This is a genomic window from Microvirga sp. RSM25, from assembly GCF_044784385.1.
GTDB classification, from domain to species: domain Bacteria; phylum Pseudomonadota; class Alphaproteobacteria; order Rhizobiales; family Beijerinckiaceae; genus Microvirga; species Microvirga tunisiensis.
Genome location: NZ_CP173040.1, coordinates 931,745 through 952,626 on the forward strand (window position 1 = coordinate 931,745; position 20,882 = coordinate 952,626).

General features: G+C 62.9%; 12 protein-coding genes and 9 pseudogenes. 10 read left to right on the forward strand and 11 right to left on the reverse strand.

Going from position 1 to position 20,882, the window contains the following annotated elements; genetic code table 11:
- Positions 1–54: 54 nt before the first annotated feature.
- The 3 genes and pseudogenes from ACD578_RS30565 to ACD578_RS30575 all read right to left on the reverse strand — a co-directional run bounded on the left by ACD578_RS30565 (position 55) and on the right by ACD578_RS30575 (position 3,001).
- Positions 55–297: a transposase gene (locus tag ACD578_RS30565; RefSeq protein WP_404295592.1), complete on the reverse strand. Its 243-nt coding sequence runs from the start codon at positions 295–297 to the stop codon at positions 55–57.
- A 409-nt stretch (positions 298–706) separates the two neighbouring features.
- A pseudogene (locus ACD578_RS30570) lies at positions 707–1,405 on the reverse strand (recombinase family protein); the annotation flags it as partial.
- Positions 1,406–2,581: 1,176 nt separating this feature from the next.
- Positions 2,582–3,001 carry a hypothetical protein gene (locus ACD578_RS30575; protein ID WP_404294705.1) on the reverse strand — a complete coding sequence of 140 codons (420 nt, stop codon included), beginning with the start codon at positions 2,999–3,001 and terminating at the stop codon, positions 2,582–2,584.
- Positions 3,002–3,158: 157 nt separating this feature from the next.
- Between ACD578_RS30575 and ACD578_RS30580 the strand changes: the two are divergent.
- A pseudogene (locus ACD578_RS30580) lies at positions 3,159–3,341 on the forward strand (IS481 family transposase); the annotation flags it as partial.
- A 280-nt stretch (positions 3,342–3,621) separates the two neighbouring features.
- Here the strand turns inward: ACD578_RS30580 and ACD578_RS30585 are convergent.
- Positions 3,622–3,840 (reverse strand): annotated as a pseudogene (locus ACD578_RS30585) (DDE-type integrase/transposase/recombinase); the annotation flags it as partial.
- Positions 3,841–4,042: 202 nt separating this feature from the next.
- Here ACD578_RS30585 and ACD578_RS30590 point away from each other — a divergent pair.
- The 3 genes and pseudogenes from ACD578_RS30590 to ACD578_RS30600 all read left to right on the forward strand — a co-directional run bounded on the left by ACD578_RS30590 (position 4,043) and on the right by ACD578_RS30600 (position 7,327).
- Positions 4,043–4,960 (forward strand): calcium-binding protein, encoded by a 918-nt coding sequence (locus ACD578_RS30590; RefSeq protein WP_404294706.1) that lies wholly within the window; start codon positions 4,043–4,045, stop codon positions 4,958–4,960.
- Between the two features lie 98 nt (positions 4,961–5,058).
- Positions 5,059–6,411: a transposase gene (locus ACD578_RS30595; protein ID WP_404292579.1), complete on the forward strand. Its 1,353-nt coding sequence runs from the start codon at positions 5,059–5,061 to the stop codon at positions 6,409–6,411.
- A 98-nt stretch (positions 6,412–6,509) separates the two neighbouring features.
- Positions 6,510–7,327: pseudogene (locus ACD578_RS30600) on the forward strand (IS5 family transposase).
- 119 nt (positions 7,328–7,446) lie between these two features.
- On the opposite strand, the pseudogene ACD578_RS30605 reads toward ACD578_RS30600, so the two are convergent.
- Positions 7,447–8,710 (reverse strand): annotated as a pseudogene (locus tag ACD578_RS30605) (IS701 family transposase).
- Positions 8,711–9,086: 376 nt separating this feature from the next.
- Between ACD578_RS30605 and ACD578_RS30610 the strand changes: the two are divergent.
- From ACD578_RS30610 to ACD578_RS30625, 4 genes and pseudogenes are all read left to right on the forward strand, one after another.
- Positions 9,087–10,568 (forward strand): recombinase family protein, encoded by a 1,482-nt coding sequence (locus tag ACD578_RS30610; RefSeq protein WP_404294708.1) that lies wholly within the window; start codon positions 9,087–9,089, stop codon positions 10,566–10,568.
- Positions 10,569–10,688: 120 nt separating this feature from the next.
- Positions 10,689–12,186, forward strand: a pseudogene (istA, locus tag ACD578_RS30615) (IS21 family transposase).
- The gene (gene istB, locus ACD578_RS30620; RefSeq protein WP_404294392.1) at positions 12,167–12,973 is read left to right on the forward strand and encodes an IS21-like element helper ATPase IstB; all 807 of its coding nucleotides are present in this window, start codon (positions 12,167–12,169) and stop codon (positions 12,971–12,973) included. The pseudogene istA (ACD578_RS30615) and the gene istB (ACD578_RS30620) overlap by 20 nt, the downstream one beginning before the upstream one ends.
- 275 nt (positions 12,974–13,248) lie before the next feature.
- A pseudogene (locus ACD578_RS30625) lies at positions 13,249–13,368 on the forward strand (IS5/IS1182 family transposase); the annotation flags it as partial.
- A 13-nt stretch (positions 13,369–13,381) separates the two neighbouring features.
- Here the strand turns inward: ACD578_RS30625 and ACD578_RS30630 are convergent.
- Positions 13,382–14,462 (reverse strand): annotated as a pseudogene (locus tag ACD578_RS30630) (IS630 family transposase).
- Positions 14,463–14,740: 278 nt separating this feature from the next.
- Here ACD578_RS30630 and ACD578_RS30635 point away from each other — a divergent pair.
- Positions 14,741–14,878: a hypothetical protein gene (locus ACD578_RS30635; RefSeq protein ID WP_404294710.1), complete on the forward strand. Its 138-nt coding sequence runs from the start codon at positions 14,741–14,743 to the stop codon at positions 14,876–14,878.
- 53 nt (positions 14,879–14,931) lie between these two features.
- On the opposite strand, the gene istB (ACD578_RS30640) is transcribed toward ACD578_RS30635, so the two are convergent.
- Both istB (ACD578_RS30640) and istA (ACD578_RS30645) read right to left on the reverse strand, forming a co-directional pair.
- The gene (gene istB / locus ACD578_RS30640; RefSeq protein WP_099509450.1) at positions 14,932–15,693 is read right to left on the reverse strand and encodes an IS21-like element helper ATPase IstB; all 762 of its coding nucleotides are present in this window, start codon (positions 15,691–15,693) and stop codon (positions 14,932–14,934) included.
- 18 nt (positions 15,694–15,711) lie between these two features.
- Positions 15,712–17,250 carry an IS21 family transposase gene (gene istA, locus ACD578_RS30645; protein ID WP_404294711.1) on the reverse strand — a complete coding sequence of 513 codons (1,539 nt, stop codon included), beginning with the start codon at positions 17,248–17,250 and terminating at the stop codon, positions 15,712–15,714.
- A 293-nt stretch (positions 17,251–17,543) separates the two neighbouring features.
- On the opposite strand from istA (ACD578_RS30645), the gene ACD578_RS30650 reads away from it, so the two are divergent.
- A complete protein-coding gene (locus ACD578_RS30650) occupies positions 17,544–17,723 on the forward strand; it encodes a hypothetical protein (RefSeq protein WP_404294712.1) in 180 nt (59 codons plus the stop codon).
- Positions 17,724–18,216: 493 nt separating this feature from the next.
- On the opposite strand, the gene ACD578_RS30655 is transcribed toward ACD578_RS30650, so the two are convergent.
- The 3 genes and pseudogenes from ACD578_RS30655 to ACD578_RS30665 all read right to left on the reverse strand — a co-directional run bounded on the left by ACD578_RS30655 (position 18,217) and on the right by ACD578_RS30665 (position 19,826).
- Positions 18,217–18,579, reverse strand: coding sequence for a hypothetical protein (locus ACD578_RS30655; protein ID WP_404294713.1), 363 nt, complete (start codon positions 18,577–18,579; stop codon positions 18,217–18,219).
- Positions 18,580–18,666: 87 nt separating this feature from the next.
- Positions 18,667–18,843 (reverse strand): annotated as a pseudogene (locus ACD578_RS30660) (pilus assembly protein N-terminal domain-containing protein); the annotation flags it as partial.
- Positions 18,844–19,136: 293 nt separating this feature from the next.
- Complete coding sequence (locus tag ACD578_RS30665; protein ID WP_404294715.1) at positions 19,137–19,826, reverse strand: response regulator; 690 nt, start codon at positions 19,824–19,826, stop codon at positions 19,137–19,139.
- Positions 19,827–20,882: the final 1,056 nt, after the last annotated feature.

The window sequence follows — 20,882 nt, forward strand, 5'->3', positions numbered from 1 at the left end:
GGCCCCGCTTGGTTCCTCATGCCTGCCAAAGTAGTGCTAGAGGGTGTCTGGAAGTTAAGCTGCTGCATGGGCTAATCGTTTCGTCATGAGGCGGCTCATGGCGAGATAGAGCAACATCTCGCCGGTCTCGACCAAGCGTTCGTAGTCCTTGGCCAAGCGGCGGTTGCGCACGAGCCACGCGAACGTGCGCTCCACGCTCCCCTGTACAATGGTGCTTGGATTTGAACTTTGGATCTCCGCCCGTGCCTCCTGATGGCGGAGGTGGAATGCGGAACACAATCTCGACTTGGCCTTCATCAATCTCGATGCGGCGGACCATCAGCCGGATGATGTCGCGTCTGGCAGACCAGTCGAGCAGGTCGAGGTTCTCACGGACTGTCATCGAGAAGTCCTCTAAGCGACCGATCACCAGGGTCAGGTCGCGTCTGGCCTCACTGGCAGCTGCCAAGGCATTGCGATGCTCCTCCAACTGGGTGATCCGGGCCCTCAGGTCGGCGACCCGCGGCTCAAACTCCACACGGTCAATCACGCCGTCAGCATACCCGTCGATCAGCCGCCCGACCCCGCGCCGCAGGGCGCCAATGCGGCGCTCAACCTCCCCGACGTCGGCATCGGGTTGACTCTCCGATGCGAGGTCCGTGAGGCGGCGCCGGTACTCGTGAGCGATCCGCTGTGGATCATTGAGAACCGCCTCGATCTGGGCCCACACGACGCGCTCGAGACGATCACTGCGCACCGGGCGGTTGGTGCACACCGCCTTTCCGTCGAACCGGTGTCCATCACTGCCGATGCAGCGATAGGCGCCGTAACCGAAGGCATCGGGGCGATGACACTCAGCAAGCCCAGGTGTGGCTTTACCGTAATAGGCATAGCCACACCGCCGACACACAACCAGCCCCTGGAGCAGCCACCCTGGCCCTCGGCTCTGCTCCCGCTTACGCCGTCGGTTCTCCTCAAGCTGCGCTCTGGCGGCCTCGGCGACCGCGGGATCGACAAGGGCTGGCACCGGCACCGCCACCCAATCCTCGCTTGGGACCGGCACGCGTGTGGTCGGGCGTGAGGAATGAGTCGGGTGATTGCGGATCGGACGCAGCCGCGGCTTTGGCTCGATCGCGCGAAAGCGGCCATACATGGCTGTGCCGGTGTAGGCGGGATTCTCGACCATGCCATGAAGGGTGGAGGCCCACCACCGTGTCGTGCCCGAACGGGTTCGGCATCCAGCCTGCTGGAGCTTGCGACAGACCTCGCGCAGGCTGAGGCGGTCGAGCCCGATCCAGGCAAAGATCAGGCGGACACATCGCGCCTCCTCGGGCACGATCTCGAGCCGAGCAACCCCACCTCCGCGCTCGCGGGTGATGTAGCGATACCCGTAAGGTGCGCCTGCGAGAGCGCTGACTGAACCCATCCGCGCGGCATGGCGCCGTCCCCGTCGTCCCCGCTCCAGGATCTGGGCGCGCTCGTACTCGGCAATGACGCCTTGGATCTGGAGCAGGAAGTCGTTGAAAGCGCACACTTCGTCATCCGCCGGAGAGGTAGGTAAAACTCGTTCATGTGACAGCGCTCAGAAATGGCATACGACGTCAGGCTGCCGACGCCTTTGGTGCCAATCAGCTCCTCGGCGGCGGCGTCCTGAATGCGATCACGGAGGGTCGAGGATGCCGAGTTGAGATGCGCTATCATCGTCCGCGTCCAACACGGCTAGAGCCCGGAAAAGGGGCTGCTGGCGCCAGCAGCCCAAGTTCAGGGAGGAAACGCTCACAAAGGGAGCGGGACAGCGAGTCCATTGCCATCTCGCACGGCAGAATGTATGCGGCCTCCAGGCGCCGCAGCAATCATATCAAGGTATGGTTGCCTCACCCATCTGGCAGAAAGCAGCCTATGATGTCGTGAGGGCTCTGCAAACGGGCTTGTTTCGTAAACCGCCGTTGGGCGCCAGGAGCCTTAGAGGACAGAGTATAGCTGGTCAAGCCACAGCACCTGCCGCGGCTCTCCATGCCGCCATGGCTTGGAGGCGGTGAAGAGCCTGGACAGCGCTGGCGCATTGCCAAATTCCGGTGGGCGAAGTTCCTGAACAACATCGGCGAGACGGGTCACCGGCGCATCAAGCGGCTGGTTCGACCAGTCCGGGCTTCAAGAGCTTCGTGACGGCCGTCCAGACGATTGCCGGCTATGACGTCATGATGATGGTCCGCAAAGGCCAAGTCGTCAGCGTCCCAGCGAATGATAGGGAGGCCCGGAGTGATTTCATTGCTGGTCTGTTCAACGCTGCTGCCTAACCTAAGCTCGTGTCCGGTCGTCACATGAGTGACGTCAGAAATTGTAACAGAACCCGTCTTCGTTCCTGGAGGCCAAAGCCAAGAGAGCTCCCATATTGCTCAATACCAAGCCTGTGCGGCGTTCTTGCATTACTGAGACGCCTTGGGTGCAGTTGAAAGATTGGCGATCATAGATCGAGCTGGATAGCCAGCCAAGGCTCTCGCATAGTTCAAGATCACCCAAGCCGTCTCGATAAGGGCGCCCGCGCGCTGATGAAAATTGTCCCTGCTTGATTCGCGAACATGGCGAACGGCCCGATTTGTTCTCACCAAGCTTGCCGACAAACCTGAACCGGTCGAGCCCCAGAGCTGGTACCTGGCATTGTGATCATCCCGCGATCAATGGCCTGCTCCAACACTGCCGCAACGGCGGCTTCGTCTCCCATCCGCACGCCGTCTCCACCAGCTGATGCCGCCGGGACCGTCAGAGTGCGAATATCAAAGCGGAAGGGGTCAGAGGCGTAGCGCCCGTCTGGAGAGGTTGTGAAGATGTGAGCTGAGGGTGGATAGGTGGACGGATCGTCGAACCGATAGGTGCGGTAGACCGTCACCCCTTCATACTCCAGGAACGCCTTAGGAATGGCGAGGTCCGTGGACTGAGCAATCATGGTGGCTCCTTCCTTATTGTTCAGCTTGGAGATCCCTGTTGAGTCACGATGCAGGCAGAAATGCGACAACGCTCGCATGCGCGTGCTGTTTGATCGCTCGACGGCTCTCGCTCTCATGCATCCGGGGAGTAAGGCAAACGCGATGGGACGCTCATCTCATGCAGTAGCGAGTGCGCTCCTTCAATTCATGCGAGGGGACCTGATCGCGCGGAAAAGCAGTCGTTGAAGGTCCTGGAGGAGCAAGGATGTCGATGGCGACAAGCCGGCCGAGAAGAAGTTCAAGAGCGACCCCATTGGCTTCTTCCACATCGACATGGCCGAAGCGCAGGCCGCCGAGGGAGAGCGCTATCTGTTCGTGGCCATCGACTGCACCGGCAAGTTCGCCTTTGTGCAACTGGTGGAGAAGGCCAGCCGGGTCACCCGGCAAAACGCTGAGCGCCCATTCGCAACCGCATCCAACAACACGGAACGCAGTTGAATGAGGGGGAGTTCCACTTCCCCACGGAGGATCCTGTTCGCCATTCCTGAGAAAACGCCAGGCACCCGACACCTCCTGTCGGGTTCGTCGGGCCCGCGATACACGTGATCCAGTGGTGTTCGGCCTGGCGTCCTGCTGCACTCTCACGGAAACCCTTGAGTAATAAGTTTCGGTTGCGAACCTTGCCGCGGGTCAAGCGACGGCCGGGTGAAGCCTGAAGTCAGGCAGCGGCGCTGAACAGAGCTGCATTGAGGGTACTCTGAGCCCTCATGTCGTTTGCTGGTGCACGGACAACCTGTCCTTTGCGGATCATCGCCATGGCCTCGTAGCCCGCAACTATCCGTAAGGCTGTCATGAAGCTCTTGAAGCCCAGCCCAGGTCGAACCGATCGCTTGATGCGCCGGTGATCCTGCTCGACAATGTTATTCAGAAATTTCACCTACCGGAGTTTGGCGAAACGTCAGAGTTCTCCGGCACGATTGGATAGGCGGCGTTCTTGTCGGCTGTGATGGTGCGCGGACCCTCCGGTATGGCTGGGTGTGCAAGTCAGGTTTTCGTCAGATCCGACATGTATGGTCGGCAGCCAGGGTGCGATCTCTTCCGTGCCCGCCCGTCTAGCAGACACAACACAGGAGAAAGACATGGCACTGGTCAGTGGCAGAGACTTCAATGATCACTTGCATCAGACACCCAATGGGGACGTGATCCTCGCCAGCCAGAACGGAAACGATCCGATCTCCAGCAGCCTCGGGGACGAATGGGTCGCCAATCGTGTGGGCAGCTCCTGGGACGACTTGCTCAGTGGTACCTTGGGCCACGATACTCTGTGGGGCCTTGAGGGCAACGATACTCTGTCCGGCGGTGCGGAGGGCAGCGGATTCTTTGATGGTATGGGCAGCTTCGAGGACGACACGCCCGATGGTGGCGGGGGCGACGATGATTTGGGCGGCGACGATGAGGGCGATGAACCGCTCTACGGTAGTAGTAGTGGGGGCAGCGACTTACTCCTTGGTGGCGAGGGCGACGATGATTTGCACGGCGGTGCTGGCAACGATGAGATGTACGGCGGTGGCGGCAACGATACGCTGTCCGGCGGTGCGGGCGACGATCATCTGTCCGGCAATGACGGCAACGATAAATTGCACGGCGATGAGGGCAACGATCATCTGTGGGGCAATGAGGGCAACGATACTCTGTTCGGCGATGTGGGCGATGACCGCCTCTACGGCCTTGAGGGCGACGATGATTTGCATGGCGATGAGGGTAAGGACTGGCTCGACGGTGGCACGGGCAACGATAGTCTGTCCGGCGGTGCGGGCGGCGACGTGTTCGTCTTCACAGCCAAGGACGGCGGCAAGGATACCGTGGCGGACTTCCAGGCGGGGCTGGACAGCCTGTGGATCACCGGGATGCAGGCCACGGCTAAACAACTTGCCGGTTTCGCCCATCAGGATGGCAAGAACACGGTCATTGACTTTGGACATGGGAATACGATCACGCTCGACAATGTGAGTGCTGCCGACGTTAAGGCTCACCCGAGCGATTATTTCATGATCTAAGCTCGACTTTGGCCATTTCTGGCAGGTGGTTTGGGAGTGCAGAGGCGGCGAAGCGAACGATGCGGTAAGTTGGTGTGTCCCCGCCAAGAGACACGGCCATGCCAGACCTGCCCGCCCGCTTCGCCGCGATCATTTTAGCCTTTGCCCCGCTCTTTCGCTACCGAACTTGGCGCCATGCCGAGGTCCTGCTCGTCGGGGCCATTCTGGCACCCGGCAAGCGCACTGTGACCAGCATCTTACGCATCACCGGCCTCAGTCGCGAGGCTCACTTCGTCAACTACCATCGCGTATTGAGCCGGGCTCGCTGGAGCGGACGTGAGGCCGCCCGTCTGCTGCTTTGTTTGCTCATCCACGCCTTCGCACCAACTGGTCCGATCATCCTCGGCCTTGATGACACCATCGAGCGTCGGCGCGGCCGGCGCATCAAAGCCAAGGGCATTTATCGCGATCCGGTGCGCTCCTCCGATGCTCACTTCGTCAAGGCATCAGGCCTGCGCTGGATCAGTCTCATGCTCCTGGCGCCCATCCCGTGGGCCGCCCGGACCTGGGCCTTGCCGTTCCTCACCGCCTTGGCGCCCTCGGAGCGCTACTGCCGTGAGCGCGGACACCGGCATAAGAAGCTGACCGACTGGGCCCGCCAGCTGGTGCTGCAGGTGCGGCGTTGGCTGCCCGCGCGCGAGTTGATCCTGGTGGCTGACATGGGCTTTGCCGCCCTGGAACTGCTCGCAGCCCTGTCCCGTCAGAATGTGATCTGCATCACCCGGCTTCGGCTGGATGCTGCCCTCTATGAGCCGGCTCCACCGCGTCAACCAGGGACATGCGGCCGTCCCCGCACCAAAGGAGCTCGCCTGCCAACCCTTTCTGATGTGCTGACGCGGACAAGTACGCGCTGGCAACGCGTTACGGTGCCGGGCTGGTATGGCGAAGGGGATCGGCTGATCGAGTTCTGCTCGGCAACGGCCGTGTGGCGCCACGGCGGCATGCCGGTGGTACCAATCCGCTGGGTGTTGCTGCGCGATCCCCTTGGACGCTTCTCGCCGCAGGCCTTGCTGTGCACCAATCCCAGGCAGGCTCCCTTGCAGATCATCCGCTGGTTCATCCTGCGCTGGCAGGTCGAGGTCACGTTCCAGGAGGCCCGCGCCCATCTGGGTGTTGAGACGCAACGGCAATGGTCGGATCGTGCCGTGGCCCGCACCACCCCTTGCCTGTTCGGGCTGTTCTCCATCGTGACCCTGCTGGCTGCCCAACTCAACCAGCGCACCCGAACAGCTGTGCTCATCGACAGCTGGTACCGCAAGTCGCATCCGACTTTTGCGGATGCGCTCGCAACCGTACGACGGCAGATTTGGCGCGAGACAGGTTTGTTTACATCCCGGCACCGGCACAAAACGCCGAAACCCTCACGGGCCCTTCAGCAATGCTTGGTTTACGCACTCTGTCACGCCGCTTGATTGGCCAAAGTCGAGCTTAGAGGCTGACTGAAAAAGGTTGAGTGGCCTCAAGCCCCTGTGATTCCGTCGGATTTGCGAAGATCTCGATGGAGTTCACGATGGTTTGGACCGAAGCCACTCGCCGACAGTATCGGCGAGACGGACTGCGTTATGCAAGCGATCTCACCGATGCCGAATGGGCGCTGATCAAACCCTTTATGCCCGGCGGATCGGCCGTCCCCGCACCACCTGTCTGCGGGCCGTGGTCGAGGCGATCCTCTATCTCGCCTCGACCGGGTGCCAGTGGCGCCAGCTGCCCAAGGAGTTCCCGCCGTACTCCACCGTTCAGGGTTATTTCTATGCCTGGTCGCGGGATGGCACCTTTGAGCGGATCAACCATGCTCTCGTGGCCGCCTCGCGTGCGAGGGCCGGACGCGAGGCGAGCCCCTCGGCCGGCATGATCGACAGCCAATCGGTGAAGACAACGGAAAGCGGCGGCCCGCGCGGCTTTGATGCCGGCAAGAAGATCAAGGGGCGCAAGCGCCACATCATCACCGACACGCAGGGCCATCTCGTCGGGCTGCGCGTTCACACCGCCGACATCCAGGACCGTGATGGTGCCGTGGAGGTGCTGACCTCGATCCGCGCCCTTTATCCCTGGCTGCGCCATGTCTTTGCCGATGGCGGCTATGCGGGCGATAAGTTGCGCGACGCCATCGCCACTCTCGGGCACTGGACGATCGAGATCATCAAGCGCTCCGACGCGGTCAAAGGCTTTCAGGTGCTCAAGCGCCGCTGGGTCGTGGAGCGAACATTCGGCTGGCTTGGACGCTGCCGCCGCTTGGCCAAGGACTTCGAAGCTTCCATTGAAAGCGCGGTAGCCTGGGTCTTCATCGCCCATATCCGGATACTGACCAGAAGGCTTGTAAGGCCCTGAAATCAGACCGGTCGTTCTGAGTCAGACTCTAACACTACATTGGCACTTTCATGAGTGAGCCAAGGGTGAAGCGAGCCCGGCAGTTCGGACATCGCAGACGCATGGTGTGCGCCAGATGATCAAGCAACCTGCGCCGAATGGCCGGCAGGGTCGGTTGTGGCGGTGGTCCGCCGGGTTTTCTTTTTCCCCCAGCGGCGGCCTGCACACGCAGATGCTGCAGGAACAGATAGGCGATCAGCGTCAGCAGCGCATGCCGGTGCAGCCCGCGCCAGGAGCGGCCCTCGAAGTGATCGAGCCCGAGTTCTTCCTTGAGCTGCTGGTGCGCCTGCTCGCAGACCCAGCGCGCCTTGATCAGAGACGCCAGCCGCTTCAGCGTCGTGTCAGGCGTCAGACTGGAGAGATAATATTTGCGCTCGCCTGAGGTGCGATGCTCGCCCACCAGCCAGGCCTCATCCCCAGGCAGATGCTGACCGGTTCGTCCCTGCAGACGCACCTCAGGCCCATCAGCCACCCGCACGCGCACGGCAGCGAACTTCGCCCGCAGCGGACCCTTGGTGCCCCGCCGCCAAGTAATCCGGTGCCAGGACGCCTTGGCCAGCATGGCTTCGGCCGCGATTGCCTCCTGATCCGGGATGAGCGTTTTGCGCGGCCCTCCGCGCGTGACGGGTGGCGGGACCAACTTTACCTCGCTTGGATACACCTTCTGAATGCGGGGGATACCCACCGCCCAGAGCAGTCCCAGAGCCGAGAGCGCCTGACGGAAGGGCGCGCTGATGCCGTAGCCAGCATCCGCCAGCACCGCCCCGAAGCTCACGCCCGCTTGCAGCAGACGCTTGAGTTCCTCCAGCGCGATCTCCGGCTTGGAGCGCTCCACCCAAAGGTCTCAGGCACGCCTGCGTCCTGCAGGCGCTCGGGATCCTTGATCCAGGTGTCGGGCAGAAACAGCCGCAAGACAATTGGGATCGGCACCTCATCCTTGGCCAGGGTGAGCGAGACCAGGGTCTGGCAATTAGCGTTCTTGCCCACAGTCCCGGCATATTGCGAGGCCACACCCACCGAATGGCTGCCCTTCTTGAGCAGCGCCGTGTCGTCAATCACCAGGATGGCATCAGGCCCGCCGACCAGCCGGTTGGCCTGGGCCAGGAGTTCAGCCTCGAGCGGCGCCTCGTCCCACGGGCCGACCGCCACAAAGTGGTGCAGCTGATCATAGTCGGCCGGCGCCACGCGAGCGGCGATGGGCTGCAGGCTCTTGCGCGCGCCGGGGCCGATCAGCCCGGCCACATAGAGCGGGCACATGCGCCGACGGGCTGGGTGATGCAGGTGAGTGAGGAAGGGTTCGAGCCAGGACTGAAGTTCGTGTTCCCACGCAACTGAGGTGCTCATGACGACCTCCCGCGGACAATCCTTCAGGGGAGACGTCGGCAAGGCTCGCCCGGTTCCTCACAGCTGCCAAAGTAGTGCTAATCACAAATGACAAATTCTGCCTGAGCCGCTTCAGACAGATCAAGCTGAACTGGTGGCGATTGCCATTGCGCTTGCGCTCACCAGGGCCAGGGGGTTGCCCTGTGCCGCAGAGCAGATCTGCAGCAGCAGGAGGCGACGATGCGGGACTGGCGGGTGCGTCGCGTGTGGCAGCCCCACCCGGACGGGCAGCGGCACTGGGACCGGACCTATCAGCAGCTGATGGCCTGGACCCACATCGAACTACGATGCGCCGCGCTCCCGGCCGACCCCGCGCCTCCCGCACAGGAGGGGAACGATGAGGATCGGGATCTATGCACGGGTGTCTACCCAGCGCCAGGCCCAGGCGGACGGCCTCGCCCAGCAACTGGAGCGTCTGCAGGCGCATGCAGGCCAGCACGGATGGACGGTTGCGCCCGAGAACGTCTTCCGCGATGACGGCTACAGCGGTGCCACGCTCAAGCGGCCCGGACTGGAGCGGCTGCGGGACCGTGTGGCCCTGCGGGACCTGGATGGCATCCTGATCACCGCTCCCGACCGGCTCGCCCGCAACTATGTGCATCAGGTGTTGCTGCTGGAGGAGATCACAGCCACCGGATGCCAGGTCCACTTCCTCGACCGGCCGATGAGCCAGGATCCGCACGACCAGCTTCTGCTGCAAATCCGTGGGGCCGTGGCTGAATACGAGCGCAGCCTGATTGCCGAGCGGATGCGGCGCGGGCGGCTGCGCAAGCTGCAGGCCGGCGTCCTGTTGCCGTGGGTCCGGGTGCCGTACGGCTATCGCGTCGATCCGGATCGCCCCCGCGATCCCGCCGGCGTGCGTCAGGACGAAGCCGAGGCTGCCGTGGTGGCCGAGATGTTCACCTGGTATGCTGACGAGGGCCGCAGCTTGTATGGCTTGGCCAACAAGCTGCATCAGGACGCCGTGAGGCCACCACGGAGCCGGACACGCTGGAGTGTGTCTGGCTTGCGGGTGATCCTGAGCAATCCCGTTTACACCGGCGAGGTGTATGCGGGGCGTTTCCAGGAGGCCTGCCGGACCGGGACCACGGCCACGCCGCGACGCATCCGAGCGCGGGAGGACTGGATGGCCGTAGCGTCGGTCCCGGCCATTGTCACCCAGGAGCAGTTTGATCGCGTGCAGGCCAAACTCGCCCAGAACCGGCAATTCGCAGGCCGCAACAACACGGCTCAGAGTTATCTGTTGCGAGGCTTGGTCAGCTGCGGCGTGTGCGGGTTAGCCTGCTTCGGCCGCTGCTTGCAATCGCAGTATCGTTATTATTGCTGTCGCGGCAAGCTGTCGGACCTCAACTCCAACCGGGAGACGAAGTGCCGCTCGCGCTTTATTCCGGCCGAGCCGATGGAGAGCCTGGTCTGGGAGGATCTATGCCGTTTGCTCACCCATCCAGAGGCCATCAGCTATGCGCTGGAGCGGGCGCATGGCGGGCATTGGCTGCCTCAGGATCTGCAAGCCCGGCGCGATGTCTTGAAGCGGGGGCAAGTCCGTGTGGAGCAGCAGATCGAGCGACTGACCGAGGCTTATTTGAGCGAGGTTGTGGGCCTGGAGGAGTATCGCCGCCGTCGTCACGACCTGGAGCAGAAGGCGCACAGTCTTGGGGCCCAGAGGCAGCAGCTGGAGGCGCAGGTCGACCATCAGAGCGAAATCGCACGCGTGAGCCTGAGTATCGACGAGTTCTGCCGTCGGGTGCAGAAGGGGCTCGAGCAGGCTAAGGCGCGGCGATCAGGGTGGAAGTTGAGCGGCGATCAGGATCAGAGGTGACGGTGCGATCCTCAGGACCGCACCGTCTGGCCGTCGCGGCCGACCGGATAAGGATGGGAGTTCTTCACGACCAAATGAGGAACCCAGCCTTTGCCCGGCCGCCACATCACCGACTGCCAAATGAGACTGTACATGACGCTCCGTCACACCAACACCATCCCGATCGCCGCTGCCAAAGCCGGCTTCAGCCCCTCTACCGGCTACCGCCTCGCCAAAGACCCGCGTCTGCCCTCCCAGAAGAAAGCCCCGCGCGGGCGCCGGCGTCCCGACCCGCTCGCGAGCGTCTGGGACAGCGAGATCGTTCCTCTGCTCCAAGCCGCCCCGAGCCTGCGCCCTGTTGCTCTCTTCGAGGAGATCATCCGCCGCCATCCCGAGCTCGGCCCCGGCATCCGCCGCACCCTCGAGCGTCGCGTCCGTGCCTGGCGCGCCCTGCACGGCCCCGAGCAGGAGGTCATCTTCCGCCAGGTGCATGAGCCCGGACGCATGGGCCTGTCCGATTTCACCGACATGGCCGATCTTTCCGTCACCATCGCCGGCCAGCCGCTCGATCACCGGCTCTATCACTTCCGGCTCGCCTATTCCGGCTTCGAGCATGCCCACGTGGTGCTCGGCGGCGAGAGCTATGTCGCGCTGGCCGAGGGGCTGCAGAACGCCCTCTGGGCCCTGGGTGGTGCTCCCCGCGAGCACCGCAGCGACAGCCTCTCGGCTGCCTTCCGCAACCTGGATCGCGACGCCCGTGAGGACCTGACCCGGCGCTACGATGCCCTGTGCGCCCATTACGGCATGGAGCCGAGCCGCAACAACACGGGCATCGCCCACGAGAACGGGTCCATCGAGAGCGTGCACGGCCACCTCAAGAAGGGAATCGAAGACGCTCTGCTGCTGCGCGGCGCACGCGACTTCACCGATCTTTGTGCCTACCGCCGCTTCATCGACGAGGTGATCGGACGCCGCAATGCCCGGCTGATCCCGCGCATTGAGGTCGAGCGCGCCGTCCTCCAGGAACTGCCGGACCGGCGCACCGCCGATTACGAGGATGCCATCGTCACCGTGACCTCCACCAGCGGCTTTGTCCTGCGCAAGGTGTTCTACAGCGTGCCCTCGCGCCTGATCGGCCACCGGCTGCGCGTGAGGCTGTTTGACGATCGCCTCGAGGTCTATCTCGGCGGCACGCACCAGTTCACGCTGCCGCGCGGGCGGGCTCATCCCAATGGCCGGCACGGGCATGTGGTCGATTACCGGCATGTGATCCACTCGCTCAGACGCAAGCCCATGGCCCTGATGGGGCTGGTCTACCGCGATCAGCTCTTTCCCCGCCAAGCCTACGCCCGTGCCTTCGAGGCGATGTGCGCCAAACTGCCGGCCCGGGTTGCCTGCCGCACCATGGTGGATCTGCTCGCCCTGGCGCATGAGCGCGCCTGCGAAGCCGAACTTGCCGAGCGCCTCGACGAGGATCTGAAGGCCGGCCGGCTGCCGGATCTCAAGAGCTTGCGCGCCCGCTTCAGTCCGGATGCGGATGCCGTGCCCGCCATCACGGTCTCCTATGCGCCGCTCAGCGCCTACGAGGAACTCACCCGCGGCCATCAGGGAGAGGTCGCATGACGAGCCCCGATATTGATGCCGGTCGCCTGACCCTGGCGCTCAACGACCTGCGGCTGCCGGCGATCAAGACGATCTGGCCGGACTTCGCCGCCCGCGCCGACAAGGAGGGCTGGCCGGCGGCCCGCTTCCTGGCGGCTCTGGCCGAATACGAGATGGCCGAGCGCGCCAGCCGGCGCATCCAGCGCCATCTCGACGAGGCGCGCCTGCCGCCCGGCAAGACCCTCGACAGCTTCGACTTCTCCGCGGTGCCGATGATCAGCAAGGCCCAGGTGGTGGCGCTGGCAGCCGGCGACAGCTGGCTGGAGAAGGGCGCCAATCTGTTGATGTTCGGCCCGCCGGGCGGGGGCAAATCGCACCTGGCGGCCGCGCTGGGCCTGGCCCTGGTCGAGAACGGCTGGCGGGTGCTGTTCACCCGCACCACCGATCTGGTGCAGAAGCTGCAGAGCGCGCGGCGGGATCTACAGCTCGAGGCGGCGATTGCCAAACTCGACAAGTACCATCTGCTGATCCTGGATGACCTCGCCTATGTCAGCAAAGATCAGGCGGAAACCAGCGTGATCTTTGAACTCATCGGCGCCCGCTACGAGCGTCGCTCGCTGCTGATTACGGCCAATCAGCCCTTTGGAGCCTGGAACTCGGTCTTTCCGGATCAGGCGATGACGCTCGCCGCGGTGGATCGCTTGGTGCACCACGCGACGATCTTCGAGATGAATGTGGAGAGCTACCGCCGCAGAGAAGCCCTTGAGCGTAAGCGCGGACCGGGGCGTCCGCCGACGCGCGCAACAATCAGGACCTCATCCTGATTGTCGCTCGCAGCGACAATCAACAAAGCGCTTGCATCTGTGTCGTGGCGCGACAATCATCGTCCGGCCGCGACAGCAAATTACAAGCCTGATCGCCGCGCTCCTCCATTCCAGATCGTCGCGCAATAAGCAGGCGACGTGGGAGCAGAAACGGCAGCTCATCGAGTGGCTGGTGGTGCGGGTGATCGTCACCGATGGCGACGTTGAAATCCGCTATGCCATTCCAACCACCTCAAATGGCGAAGCTACCCGCTTTTGTCATTTGCAGTCAGACTATCGAGAACTTCTTCTGCGCCTTGAAGCAGTTCCGCCGCATCGCCACGCGCTACGACAAGACCGATCAGAGCTTTGAGGCCATGATCTATCTCGCCGCCAGCTTCATGGCCCTCAAATGAATGTCCACAGGCCTTAGTGTTGTGACTCTAACGCTTGTTTCGCACGGGCGACCTTTTCCAGGATAGCTGAGGCCGGGGCGGTCCAGACAAAGGGTCTGGGATCGGCATTGTGGTGCTCCAGGTAGGCCATGATCGCGCTCTCCAGGTCGGGCACGCTCGTGAAGGCGCCGCGCCGGATGCGCTCCTGCGTGATCAGGGCAAAGAAACGCTCGACCAGGTTGAGCCACGAGGCCGATGTCGGTGTGAAGTGCAGATGGAACCGGGGATGCTTTTCGAGCCAAGCCTTCACCTTCGGGTGCTTGTGGGTGGCGTCATTGTCGACAATCAGGTGCAGGTCGAGGTGCCTTGGCGTAGCCCGGTTGATCTCGCGCAGGAAGCGCACAAACTTCTGATGGCGACGCCGCTTCATGCAGGTGCCCAGGAGCGTGCCGGTCACCACATTGAGAGCGGCAACAGGGTCGTGGTGCCATGTCGTTTATAGTCGTGTGTCATGGTGCCGGCGCGGCCCTTCTTGAGCGGCAGGCCCGGCTGGGTGCGGTCGAGCGCCTGGATCTGAGACTTTTCATCAACCGCCAGAACCAGGGCTTTGTCCGGTCGATCAAGATAGAGGCCGACCACGTCCTGGACCTTCTCGACAAAGTGCTTGTCAGTGGAGAGCTTGAAGGTCTTGATCAGGTGCGGCTTGAGGCCGTGGGCGTGCCAGATCCGCTGCACGCTGGTGTGGGACAGGCCTGTGACAGCGGCCATCGAGCGCACGCTCCACTGGGTCGCTCGCGGCGGCTTCTCGTGCAGGGTCATGTCGACAACCCGCTGGATCACCGCTGCCGTCAGGGGCTTACGCCCCCGGGCGGGCGGGTGGCGTCCTTGAGAAGCCCTTCGACGCCGGCCTGCGCATAGCGGCGGCGCCAGCGCCGCACCGTCAGAGTGCTCGTGCCAACACGAGCAGCCACCACGGTGGCGCGCAGGCCCTCGCCCGCCAGCAAAACAATCCGAGCCCGCCAGACAACCTTCTGGGGCGTGTTGCGGTAGCGGACCAAGCTCTCCAGGCGATCCCGATCAGCGGCGGGGACCTCAATGCGTTCGATCTTGCCCATCCGAGTGACATCGCACGCCAGACCAGATTTCGGAATCGCTCGTCAGTGACAGAACATTAGTGGATGGACAGCATCACGTCCTCCTTGGGTGAGGAGCTCGGCGTCGCAGGCCGTCAAAGCGCCAGGTATACTCCTCAATCGCCCAACGCACCCGATCCCAACAACGTTCCGCTACCAAACAACTAGCGCACCGTCGTTTCTGACTGAATCGAAGGCTATGCGGCGTGATGGCTTCGTGTCTCACTTATCTCAACCCTCTTCCTAGGAGGAGATAAGCGATGATCAAGTCCTCCTCGCTGGATCTGCGCCAACGGGTGGCCCGCTTTGTCGAGGCGGGCCATTCCTGTCACACGGCGGGCCCGCCACTTCGAGTGCGCATCTCGCGGATCGTGAGCGCTCATTTCGTGGGATCGTGAGCAGGCATTTCACGCGATCATGAGCGGTCGCGTCGACCGATGGGGTGATGGAGTCAGGAGATTTGGTCGCCGTCAAGAGGGCGGGCTCTGGCGTTCTGCTTTCTCATGCTTTCTCCGGCGAGTTGAAGGCGGTGGGCATTGTGAACAAGACGATCCAAGATTGCGTCTCCGAGAGTGGGATCCCCAATCAGGTCATGCCATGCGTCCACGGGAACCTGGCTCGTGACGATGGTCGATGAGCGGCCGTGACGATCGTCGAGGATTTCCAGGAGATCGCGCCGCTCGGACCCGGTGAGCACTGACAAGCCCCAATCATCGAGGATCAGCACCTGTACGCGACCGAGGGCCTTGAGCAGGCGGCCATAGCGCCCGTCGCCGCGCGCGAGCGCCAATGCCTCGAACAGGCGCGGCACGCGGTGGTAGAGCACCGAGCGGTTATCCCGGCAGGCCTTGTGGCCGAGCGCGCAGGCGATCCAGCTCTTGCCGAGGCCGGCCGCCCCTGTAATCAGCACATTCTCATGCCGGTCGATCCAGTCGCCAACAACCAGCCGGGCAAAGACCGCGCGATCGATGCCGCGCGGGGTTCGCCAATCGACGTCCTCGACGCAGGCGTTCTGGCGCAGCGCCGCGAACTTGAGCCGCGCGGTGAGACGCTTGGTGTCGCGCTCGGCCGCTTCGCGGTCGACCAACAGCCCGATGCGCTCCTCAAAGGACAGAGCGTCGAGATCGGGCAATCGTCGCTGCTCCTCGAAGGCTTTGGCCATGCCGGTCAGGCCAAGCGCGATCAGGCGCTCATGGGTGGGATGGGTCAGCATCGGTTGGGTCTCCTGGGTTCAGTGGAAGTAACCCTGGCCGCGGATGTTGCCGTGGCGCAGGGGTTCGTGGTCGGGCGTCTCGTCAACGACGGCGCGGTCGAGGCCATTCTTGAGAATCGACCGGATCGAGGCGACGGAGCGTGCCTTGATGAGGAGGCCGCGCCGGCAGGCGGCCTCGACGCGGGTGTCGCCATAGCTCCTGGCCAGCGACAGGATGCCGAGGCAGGTGCGGAAGCCCTGCTCGGGATGTGGACGGTCGGCGATCACCGCCTCGAAGAAAGCCGCGACGGAGGGCCCAATCCGTTCACCGGCGGCGATCAGGCCTCGTGGGGTCCACTGGCCGTGGCGGCGATGGGCGCTCGGCATATGCTCGGCAACGGTGGTGTGGCCGCGCCGGTTCGGCGCCCGGGCATGGCTGGCGACCCGCTGGCCCTTGTGGAAGATCTCGACCGTCGCACCGGCAAGGCGCACGTCGACGAGTTCCCGGATCAGGCGGTAGGGCACGGAGTACCAGTGGCCGTCGACCTCGACATGGTAGTCCGGCGCGACGCGGCAGCGCTTCCAGCGGGCGAAGACGTAGGGCTCGTCTGGCAGCGCTCCCAGCCGGGGCCGGTCGATCTCGGCAAAGAGTTCGGCCCGGCTGGAGCCGAAGCCGCGCATCTGGCGGGCGTTGAGTTCGACGACCAGGCTGCGAATGGCGCGATTGAGCTCGGCGAGCGCGAAGAAGCGATGGTTGCGCAGCCGGGCCAGGATCCAGCGCTGGGCGATTTGGACCGCGACCTCAACTTTGGCCTTGTCCTTCGGGCGTCTCGGCCGCGCCGCGAGAATGGCGGTGCCGTAATGGCCGGCCATCTCGGCATAGGTGCGGTTGAGGCCGGGATCGTAGCGGTCGGGATTGGTCACCGCCGCCTTGAGGTTGTCGCAGATCACGAACTTCGGAACCCCGCCCAGGAAGGCAAACAGGTTGGCGTGCACGGCAATCCAGTCCGGCAGGCTCTCGCTCGCGCAGGCCTCGGCATAGGTGTAGTTGGAGGCGCCCATGGCGGCGGCGAACAGCTTCATGGGATGGGCTTGGCCGGTCAGCGGATCGAAGACGTCGATGGTGTCGCCGGCAAAATCGACAAACACCTTCTCGCCGCCCCTGTGGGTCTGGCGCATTGTTGGGCGAACGCGCCCCTTCCAGGCCTCGTAGGTGGTGCAGAACCAGGTGTAGCCAAAGCCGTCGGGATGAGCGGCGCGATACTCTTCCCACAGCAGCACGCGCGTCACGCCACGGCGGCGCAGTTCCTTCTCGACATAAACCCAGTCGGGGACCGGGCGCCGATCGGTCTGAGCCGAGGATGGTGCCGGAAACAGCAGGAGTTCGAGCGCGTCGTCATCGAGCCCGTCCGGCAGCGGCCAGCTCAGCCCTGCCAGACGGGCGCGGCGCAGGTAGCCATGAACGACGCCATTGCTGACCCCCAGCGTGCGCGCGATGACGCGCTCGGTCAGGCCTTGGACATGTCTTAAACGAAGTACTTCTCGGATCCGGCGCATCGACAATCTCTGGGTTGGCATCGGGCCTCCTCGTGGGTTGAACGAGGCACCCGTAGCCGGTTGAGTTGTCGGCCGAAGCTCCCGGCACCTCCGAAAAGGTGCTCACGATCCTCTGAAATCGTTGCTCACGGTGCCGCGAAATCGCTGCTCACGATCACGCGAAACACGCAACTTCGAGGTCACTTCGCGGTCTCGGTCGCCTTTGTGGTGCGGCTGATGGCGGCCTATCGGGCCACCGGCGCCTGGCCGCCAAACCAGAGGGCGGTTGGCGCTCCTCCAAGCTCGCCTCCCATCGCGCGTTCCTGATCCGGCGCATGACCGAAAAGGGCGACATCACCATGCCGCAACTGGCTGCTGAATTGGCGGCCCTCGGCACGAAGATCAGGCTCGCGTCGATCCTACGCTGGTTCATCTGCCAGGGCTACAGCGTCAAAAACACTGCGGGCCAGCGATCTTTCGACAAGCTCAGGATGAGGAAGGGCGCTCCGACGTGAGGCAGGCGCGCGAGCACTGGCGCAGCAAGCGCCAGCCGCACATGCGCCAAGAGCCGCATCGGCTCGTGTTTCGCTTCGCAGCCCTTCGGGTCTCGATGAGACCGGCACCTCGACCAAGATGGCTCGCCTGCGTGGCCGCTGTCCCAAAGGGCAGCGCCTGTATGCCAAAGCGCCGTTCGGCCATTGGAAACCCAGACTGAACCGCGATCCGCAAGCCTGGAGGGTGCTGTACCGGGACGCTCGCCCGGCCTCCATTGACTGGAGCACCTTTGAGCAAAACCAGGAGCAGATGGCGGCCAACCGAATCCGCTAACCGGCCTTCCCCGCGGCGGCCCGGAGCTGCTTTGCGACTGGTGGCCTGCGCTCTTGAGTAGGTCAGTGCTCTGATGCCGGAGGCGCTCTCGGTGGCTGGTTATATGTCTGGTCAACGATCGATGCCCCGAGGTTTCGCTCCGACGGGACTGTTGAGGACATTGGCACTGTACCGCCGCGCCTAATGGGGCACTTCCTGTGACGCGCCAAATGCCCCGGTGATTTCCGGGAAAAGCTCCGGGTCAAAATCCTCCGGTAAAAAGCCGACACTGAAAGTGCCGATTCGACCCAAAGCGGAGGGATGGATGACGAGCTCCGTCATGGCGCTGCACGAGACCTCTGCTACGTGCGCACTCAGATTGACCTGCAACGACCCGGCCATCTGGATCTTATTGAAGACGAGCGCACCGGCACCGAGATCTGGCTCAGTAACTCTCATCGCGGTGGCGACGACCTCGGCATTGGGCGCTGTACCGCTCAGGATCACGCCGCGCGGCGTGTAACTGACTTGGATCGGATAGTCGCCGACCTGGGCCTTCAACACGGCACGCAGATCCTCAAAGGGCTGCCTAACGACGACGAGCCCTTCGGCGAGAGCCTCCCCGTTTTCGAACAAGACGAACAGTCTGGTCCACCCGGATTTCTTGCCAAAGACGAAGATGTCTTGGTTCGAGGGTGCCTGATAATCCGTGATCGTTGGGTCGGCAACAAAGATCCTGCGGCCGGCGCGGGCAGATGAATTGTCTTGCCCAGCGAAGAGGAAAGGTCCCGCGTGGCGCTGATGATGGCAGGAGCCGTACGCAGCAATCGCCGTCTGTCATCCCAGTTCATCTGGGCTGCGACAGTCAGGGGAATAGCAGAATGACCGCGCAGAGGAGGTGGGGAAGACAAGAAAGCATGATAGATCTCAGAGAATTACCAGCGTTTGACCGTCGATTACTGCTAGAGCGATTATTATTGATCCGGCTTGGGTCCAGTTGAACCACCGGCAGTCATGGATAGGATTGAATAGCCCAGTCAGGCTCCGGCACAGTTCAAGATCACCCAAGCCTTCTCAATAAAAACGACCTTCAAGGAGTCTTTGCTTCCAAGTTTGACTGACTACGCTTCCGATGTCGCGTCATTTAGTTCAAGGATGTAGCCGATGCCGTGCGCGGTCTTAATCCGAAGCGTCGCACCGGACCGACACAAGTGACCTCTTAAGCGATAGATTCCGGCTTCAAGCGCATTCTTCGAGACCTCGTTGTCGAACGCATAGAGGTTATCCACCAGTAACGCGCGCGGCACAGTGCGGCCTGCACGGTTGAGCAGATGCTCAAGAATGCACAGTTCGCGGCGCGCGATCTTGAGCGGTCGATCACCAACGGAAACTATCCGGTCGATCGGATCGAACGTGAGATTACCCAATGTAACGATCGGACCGGCCACCTGTGTTGGCCGGCGCAGAATGGCTCGCATCCTGGCAATGAGTTCATTGGTAGAGACGGGCTTGGGCAGGAAATCGTCCGCGCCACCGTTGAAAATCGCGATTCGTGTATCGAGATCGTTGAGGCTGCTCATCATGATGGCAGGCATCGAATGCCCCTCGCGCCTCAACTGACGTAGCCAGTCCAAGCCATTTCCATCTGGGAGGACCAACTCGAGCAGAAGAATTGCATAGCTCGCGCAAGAGAAAGCAATCGACGCCTCATCCAGCGTACGAGACACATCAACGGCGAAGCCGCAATCGAAGAGCGCTCCTTGGGCCGCGCGCGCGAAATCGGCATGATGATCAATGAGCAGTGTTCGCATGTCATCTCCTATTGAGCCACGCCAAAATCCTTAAGCCCATCACTGTCGACTTTGTGGCCCGGGCGAGATGAGTGAACAAGCCATGGCATAGGGGAGCTGCGTCCTCCTGATCTCAGATCTCCACCATGCTGTTCAAGTCCAATGACGCTCGCTGCCGTCGCATCCCGAAGCAGTGGCTCTGGGTGAAGAACGGGGCGGAGTACGATCTGGCCTTGCGGCAGTGCGGCAGCCTCACGGCCTGGTTCTCTGGGGAGGCGATGGCCGCCCGGTGGGCGGAACCCGCACCACACTCGGCGGTCAGCCCCACTATGCGGCCTCGGCATCAGAACCGCCCTGACACCCCGGCGCGTCCACGGATCGGCGTGACGCAACCGATATTGCCATTGCAGTTCACGCCTTGAACCGAATGTTCGAGTTTGAACGCCGAAAGTCCGGCTGCATCGCCTGATCGAGAGGTACGGATATGGGGAAGTGCCTCAGTAACCGTTCCCTGCACTATAGTCTCATGATCCTTCTCGCAGCCCATCTTAGCCCTCAAGCGAATGTTCGCGTGCCTTAAGACGATATTCCGTAAGTTTGGTAAAATCGAATGTTTGTATGGCACCCATCCACGCAATGGATGGAGTGAGGACATGCGTTTAGTGGGGCACTGTCGCAGTAGTTTCGTCAGGCAGCAAGAACGAACAGCTGATTGACGAGACGGACTTCGCCTGTCGCCTGACTTTTCCGCTGGATGCAATGACCGCGGCGGATCAACCCCAGCCAGCAGCGCCGCCCGCACTGGCGGAAAGGCCGTCACTCCATTAACATTCCAACCGGACCACTCCATGGGGGCGGGTCAGTCTGAGAGGTTCTCAGCGAACTGCAGCAAGCTCACCAGCGCCAGTCGCCACGGGCATGCGGCCGGCTGCCCGCAAGGGGCAAAGAGGGACGCGAACTGGGCATCGGTAAAGATCGTCCCAAGGTGGTCACGCAGGCGCAGATAGGGGCTGCCATGCGGGAACGCGGCACGCGCGATGGTTGCCGTCGCGGCCGGGACATCTCGACATGAGGTCG